Annotated in this window: 7 protein-coding genes and 1 pseudogene; 4 read left to right on the top strand and 4 right to left on the bottom strand. The window is 43.5% G+C overall.

What is annotated here, in order from left to right; genetic code table 11:
- A pseudogene (locus tag PSHG_RS30940) lies at positions 1–465 on the bottom strand (collagen-like protein); the annotation flags it as partial.
- A 328-nt stretch (positions 466–793) separates the two neighbouring features.
- Between PSHG_RS30940 and PSHG_RS32010 the strand changes: the two are divergent.
- Complete coding sequence (locus PSHG_RS32010; protein WP_392392023.1) at positions 794–856, top strand: putative holin-like toxin; 63 nt, start codon at positions 794–796, stop codon at positions 854–856.
- Between the two features lie 1,061 nt (positions 857–1,917).
- On the opposite strand, the gene pssA is transcribed toward PSHG_RS32010, so the two are convergent.
- The 3 genes from pssA to PSHG_RS18410 form a co-directional block, all read right to left on the bottom strand.
- Positions 1,918–2,502, bottom strand: coding sequence for a CDP-diacylglycerol--serine O-phosphatidyltransferase (gene pssA, locus PSHG_RS18420; protein ID WP_010275962.1), 585 nt, complete (start codon positions 2,500–2,502; stop codon positions 1,918–1,920).
- Positions 2,503–2,611: 109 nt separating this feature from the next.
- A complete protein-coding gene (locus PSHG_RS18415; protein WP_010275959.1) occupies positions 2,612–3,691 on the bottom strand; it encodes an MBL fold metallo-hydrolase in 1,080 nt (359 codons plus the stop codon).
- Between the two features lie 64 nt (positions 3,692–3,755).
- Positions 3,756–4,451, bottom strand: a complete 696-nt coding sequence (locus PSHG_RS18410) for an SDR family oxidoreductase (protein WP_010275956.1) — start codon at positions 4,449–4,451, stop codon at positions 3,756–3,758.
- Positions 4,452–4,568: 117 nt separating this feature from the next.
- On the opposite strand from PSHG_RS18410, the gene PSHG_RS18405 reads away from it, so the two are divergent.
- From PSHG_RS18405 to PSHG_RS18395, 3 genes are all read left to right on the top strand, one after another.
- The gene (locus tag PSHG_RS18405; protein WP_010275954.1) at positions 4,569–5,195 is read left to right on the top strand and encodes a TetR/AcrR family transcriptional regulator; all 627 of its coding nucleotides are present in this window, start codon (positions 4,569–4,571) and stop codon (positions 5,193–5,195) included.
- Positions 5,192–5,386 carry a hypothetical protein gene (locus tag PSHG_RS31575; protein WP_026021465.1) on the top strand — a complete coding sequence of 65 codons (195 nt, stop codon included), beginning with the start codon at positions 5,192–5,194 and terminating at the stop codon, positions 5,384–5,386. The genes PSHG_RS18405 and PSHG_RS31575 overlap by 4 nt, the downstream gene beginning before the upstream one ends.
- A 124-nt stretch (positions 5,387–5,510) precedes the next feature.
- Complete coding sequence (locus PSHG_RS18395) at positions 5,511–5,978, top strand: HAD family hydrolase (RefSeq protein ID WP_148497769.1); 468 nt, start codon at positions 5,511–5,513, stop codon at positions 5,976–5,978.
- Positions 5,979–6,550: the final 572 nt, after the last annotated feature.

Below are 6,550 nucleotides of genomic sequence, written 5' to 3'. Positions count from 1 at the left end.
ATATATGCCCGGGTCTTTGTAATCGTCCAGGCTACTCGTGGACTGCTCTCGCATAAACGGCATAACGCCATTTGACGCATCCAGCGTCACCACGCCGGTCTGGGCGTTAATGCTGATGACGCCGCCCGGCGCCCCGGTCACACCTGTTGGCCCTGTCGGGCCGCGCAGGGTAGGGATATTGGTCGCCGTCTTCAGCTTAGAGTCGAGCATCATCTCCTGGCGGAAGATCGTATCCAGCATAGCTTGGGTACTTTGATTCACTTCCAGCACTTGCTGCAGTGTTGCCGGCGGACCACTTGCCCCCTGAAGCGTACCTAAAGCAAATTGAATTTTCTCTCCTTCTGCATTGATGATGTGGGCAAGTCCCAACTCTTCCATCGCGATAGAGGACATCAACAGGTTCACCACATCATCCCGCGTCAGCGTTATGTTCGGAGATATATTGGGAATATTCGGATTGGACAAAGTACAAACCTCCTTATTAATAGAACTGATCTAGTATATGCCAACTAGTATTTTTGGTAAGGTATAGAAGCCTGATAGGTAGGGAAATTACGCAAATGAGGTGAAAAGATACGACTAACTTTTATGCTTGTCCCCGCCAAAGGGAGCCAGCTTTTTCAGACTAAGATTGATTTAAAAGTGCAAAAGGAGTTAAATGAGTAAATTCACAAGATCAAATCATTAAAAAAATCGAACATTTGTTCTTCAATTGATTGGGAGAAGATGGTACAATAGGAAGGACAATTGAATCTTGAGTGGGCATGGTTTCCCTTCGAAAGGAGGCGAGGCCATGGAAGTTAAGGATGTACTGACGATCATGTTTTTATTTGGATCGTTTATCCTGGCCTTTTAACATACATTAATTCCAACAACAAGATAAAAACCCACCCAAAGGTTAGCGCCAGAGGTGGGTTTTTAAATCCTTTTCAACTCAGAAGGGGACTCCCATCCAAGCCAATTGTTGAGCCGTGTGTTAGCCGCACTCGGCTTTTTTAAAAGTATGATACCACAGTTGGAAAAAGAAGTGAACCGGGAAACTTATAAAGAACTATTGAAAAGTATCATAAGAGATCGAAATAAAACTGGAATAGAAAAACAAATTGAAAACACATGAAAAGTATACGAAAAGCTAATGAAAAGCTAATGAAAAGCTAATGAAAAGCTAAATGGTAAAAGCGTGAATAATCAAACCTATCTGTAGGAATTACAAAGAAGCGTTAACTTCGCCTAACACCGCATTCACACATCGGGCTAACGCCCTCGGTCGCGGACGTGGATTCAAAGAAGCGGATGCTGGACAACTCCCCAAGACTACCTTTTCATTTTTCAGATCGTGGTACAGTTGACCCCAATATTAAATGGTGTTGGAGGACTCGCGATATTGATGAGAAACATGAATTTTTCAACGAGAATGGTATTCGAACAACTGATATTTATACGGGGCCGGGGGGATTGAAATATTTTGATTTTTGGGCAACCTGTGAAGGAACGAGATTAACGGCACAAGGAGATCCGAGTATAGCTTCTGATTCATTTGAACCTTCGTGGACTCGAATTGGTGTGAGTAATCTACAGAAAGCTATGGAGGCGAAGCAGTGGAGAAAGAATTGAAAGGGAGAATCCTATTTATTACTGGTGGCGGATCAGGTATTGGCAACACGATGGTAAAGTGACGGCTTGACTTTTGCAAGCCGTCATTCCACAATTCATCAGGTTAGATTTTTACCGGAATAAAGGCTTTGTTTTTGGATAAAAGCTCTCAAAGCTATTAGGCACGCAACACAATCGACAGATGGACATTATGTTCTAGCGGCAGCACCATTATGTCTGGAAATTGGTTGCAACCGTTGTCTTTTATCTATTTATCTATTTATTTATTTTTCCTATTATCCGAAAACCCGTGCACCAAGTAAGTCATAAGCCATACGCCACATACAAAAAAAGAGGGACAAACAAGAGTTCATATAATTGTTTTTCGGATAAAAATCCTCCCCCCGCTAGTATTAACATAATAAGAAGAACAACCCCAATCGTTCTGCGGGAGGGATTAAAATTTCTAAAGCCGGGGTAACGAATTGAACTGACCATTAGCAGTGATAACAGCAGTGAGGCGGCCAATAATACAATGACGGGAACATCATCTTTGAAAAAAGACAGTAAAGCCAGCAACCCGCCCGCAGCAGGAATCGGCAATCCAACAAAGTATAGCTTCATTCCGTTCTCAATACTAAATCTTGCCAGGCGCAAAGCACCGCAAACAGGAAACAGGATCGTGATCCCCAAGCCTAACACTGGACTTAGCTCATGAAATGCTGCCTCATATAGAATAAATGCTGGTGCTGCACCGAACGTAAGCATGTCCGACAAGGAGTCCAAAACCTTCCCAAACTCGCTTTGTACCTGCAATTTACGGGCTACCCATCCATCTGCGCCATCAAGGAATATCGCAACAAAAACTAGAAGCGTAGCCATGCCAGCATTATTGTTAAAAGCAAGCATGATAGAAATGACACCTAAGCTCAGATTACCAAGGGTAAGCAGGCTCGGTATGATTTTTGTAATGAGTCATTCACCTCTTTCCAGTCCGCTTTAAGCCGTGATACGATATTTATTTATTCCACCATTCATTAACGGGATAGTTGTCTCCTTCTAGCGATACAGATTCCCCCATACGAGGTACTGTAATTTTGATCGATCGTTTTTTTGCCGCAATCATTACACGATGGATTGGATCAAGCCACCCGTGGGGTGCTAATTGAAAGGCAGCCCAATGAATCGGAAGCATTAATTCACCTCTTAAGTCCATATGGGCTTGTACTGATTCTTCTGGAAACATATGGAGGTCCGGCCAACGTTCGTCATATTGTCCACACTCCAAAAGAGTAAGTTGAAATGGTCCGTATTTTTCCCCGATTTGACGAAAGTGAGGGCCATACCCGCTGTCTCCGCTAAAAAACACTCTTCCCGATAAGCCGATGATTGACCATGAACACCACAAAGTTCGATTTTTACGCAAGAAGCTTCGCCCCGACACGTGACGTGCAGGCGTGCAGATGATCTTCAACCCTTCCCACTCTAGTTCATCCCACCAGTCCATCTGGGTGATATTCGAGCGCGGGACACCCCAGTGTTCAAGATGGCCCGCAATTCCCAGCGGGACAAAAAAATGACCAACCTTATCTTTTAAATGTGTTATTGAATAATAATCCAGGTGATCGTAGTGATCATGGGAAAGAAATACTGCATCTATGGCAGGCATATTTTTGACATCAATCGGCAGGTTGTCGTTAAATCGTTTGCTTCCCAGCTTTGGAAAAGGAAATGGAGACCGCCCAAACATCGGGTCGAATAGTAATCGTTCGCCGTCTAAATCCATGAGTACGCTTGAATGGCCGAACCAGATCGCCTGATTGAAATCAGACAACGGTTTCGTATTCTCGATATCCGTCATAACCAGCTCAATTGGCGAGGAAGGCCTGCCATCGGCAGGCTTCCCGCGAGCAAAATCCCAAAGAACAGATAATTGGTTGTGCAAAGACATTCGGGTTGAAGTAGGGATATCATTAACAAACTTGTTATTTTTGTAATGTACAGATCCTTTTATGCGTGATTGCGTTTTTCTGTCCGGCTTTCTACCGAACGCCGGGTTAAAGAGCATCAGGAGCATTGCCGCAATAAAGCTACTCACAACCTAGTCTCCCCTCCTAATACGGAAATACATGGCACCTTTTCTATACATATAGGATGATTATTTACCAAGGAACTATTCCATTCCGATCCATAAAAGTACCCGTAGGTCCATTGTCGCCAAGAGTTGCAAGCTTCACAATCACATCTGTACCCTCACTGACGGTTTGGTAACCGCGATGCCCATTAAGGTCGGTTGCTGTCGGGCCGGGATCTGCGGCATTGATACGGAATTCGGGCAAAGCCTTGGCATATTGCACAGTCAGCATCGTGACGGCCGCTTTGGATGAAGAGTAAATCAAATCGTTTACTCGGGATTCAATCTTTTCAGGATTCGTAACGCGAGCAAAAGAACCTAATCCACTGCTGACATTAACGATAACAGGCATCTTCGATTTGTGCAGCAGAGGAAGAAAGGCTTGTGTCACACGAACAATACCGAAGACATTGGTGTCATAAACGGTGCGGAAGTCATCTGCAGTAACATCATCAGTGCCCAGGAGTCCCCTTGTTATTCCCGCATTATTGATAAGGACATCCAAATGCCCTTCATTTTGTTTAATTTCGGCAACTGCTTCATGTATAGATGCATGATCGGTCACATCAAGCCGTACAAACTTGGCGCCCAGCTTGTCAGCCGATTCTTTGCCGCGTTCTGTACTGCGAGCACCAATATACACAATATGACCATATGCGATCAATCGTCGTGCTGTTTCGAAGCCCAGACCTTTGTTCCCACCTGTAATTAAGGTAACTGTCAATTCAACCAACTCCTCATTTTGATGTGATACACCTATCACATAATAGCACAAACAATGTGATATGTCTATCACATTGTTTGTTGTTGTGATATAATGATGAAAAAAGGGGATGTAAGCATGCAGAGTGACAAGCGAAATTATCATCATGGAAACTTAAAAGAAACGCTAATTCGAACCTCCCTTGAAATGATTGCTGAACATGGCATTCAAGGTTTTTCCGTGGCCAAGGTCGCCAAAAAAGCAGGAGTTGCTATCAGCGCTCCCTATCGCCATTTCCCTAATCGAGAAAGTTTGCTTGCGGAAACCGGAATCGTTTTTCTTACGGAACTCACATCGAGAATGCGATCTGCTGCAACCGAAGCAGGTAATGATCCAATTGAGCGTGTGGCTTCTGTAGCTGGCGCCTATGTGCAATATGCACTTGACCATAATGTCAGTTTTCAATTGTTTTCTGCAGCCAGAGAATCTCGGCTACCCGCATTCCATGAACAAAGTCGCGAGATGATCAATTTTCTTTTTACATTAACGCAGGAAGCTGCACCTGAAGCAACATGGAATGAATTGCTCGAGCTTATGGAAGCGCTGCTCGCTCTCGTTCAGGGATTCGCAGATATGTTTTATCAAGGTTATTTCTCTCAGTTGAATTTGACAAAGGATCAGATCTCCAAACGTTCAGCTGTTGCCGCCAAACTGCTTATCAACGGGTGGAATCAATGCAGGAAGGACGGGGAGCAACCTTTATGATGGGATGGCTGATGCGATCCATGACCGAGCTCGGTTCGCGCAAATGGATTTCCCGTATGACGGGTAGGCTGGCACAGTCAACGGTTCAGCCCGGGGTTTATACGTTTACTCTTCACGGTAAATTGATTCCGGGCAAGAAGGTTCGCATGGGCGAGTCGCTTGACACATTGCGCCTTCCAAATCCAGATTGAGGATCGAAGCTTATGTTTGGATTTCGGGGGGAGTAGATTCAGGTGACAACCCTCGCCGACTAAGCGAATCGTACCCGTCACTTCGTGCCTTAAGTCAGTGAGTGTTCGTGAATAGTTTCCTTGCATTGTATTTAATGGAGCATACGTATTCGATCCTTTGAAAGGGACGCACCTGGTAACTAATTTACTTGATAATCAGATTGCATTGACTTTAATAAAGTCAGGTGTAGAACGTGGACTAACTCCATTTGTTTTTGGACTGGATGGGGAGCATGAAGCATTACTTCACTCCAATCCAGATAATCTGGGTCAAGAAATGTTTTTAAAACATCGTTCTGGCGATAAAAGGTTGCGTTATGTTAATGATATACATTTGTTAGATTCTAACATTACTCTTAATTTCATTGCTGCTTACGAGGAACTATCTTCATATAAGCAATGGGCTGAACAAAAGTTTACGAACTCGCTAAGAATTCAGTTTATGGAGGATACATACCTGCCTGGTTACCATACTCTGGAATTCTATCATCCGCAAGCGGATAAAGGACGTATGCTTAATAAAGCAGTTTATATAACTCTTGATAGTTATTGATACCGGTGAAGACTTAGAACCTATGTATGAACTCCTAAATGAAACAGAATACCTTCTTGAGAAGTTTCAAATCATGTATAAAGAATGGATTATTATAAAACAGACAATAAAAAGGTAATCGGACAAGATTAATTTAGTATATTCGAGGAAGCGGCGGATCATATAACACCTATTTACGCATTGGGTTGACGCCCTCGGATTGATTTAAAGAATTTTAGCAGGTATTGCTTCGAAGCGGGGACATCAGTTAACATATAAATTCACAAGACGAACAATTGTTCTTCTTCAACTGATTGGGAGAAGCGAAGAAGTGGATTCAGCTCACAACCCTACGAGGCTAAGTCCGTTGGACCCGGTGCGTTCGCGCCTTAAGCCTCTCAGGTTCGCAGATACAGGAACGTTATACGATAACCTCGAAAACAAAATAAACTCCTGGAGGGATAATGATTAAGTACATACGATTTCATGGGAATTATTCCAGCCCATTTACCAAACAGCCATATGGAATATTTGTAGTTATTTATCATCTTTTGCGTGATGGAAAGCTAGCCGATGAAGACGCAATTTTGTAT

The sequence above is a fragment of the Paenibacillus senegalensis JC66 genome, from assembly GCF_000285515.1.
GTDB lineage: Bacteria > Bacillota > Bacilli > Paenibacillales > NBRC-103111 > Paenibacillus_L > Paenibacillus_L senegalensis.
Note: the sequence above shows the minus strand (reverse complement) of the source record. Positions and strands in the feature narration are given on the sequence as shown.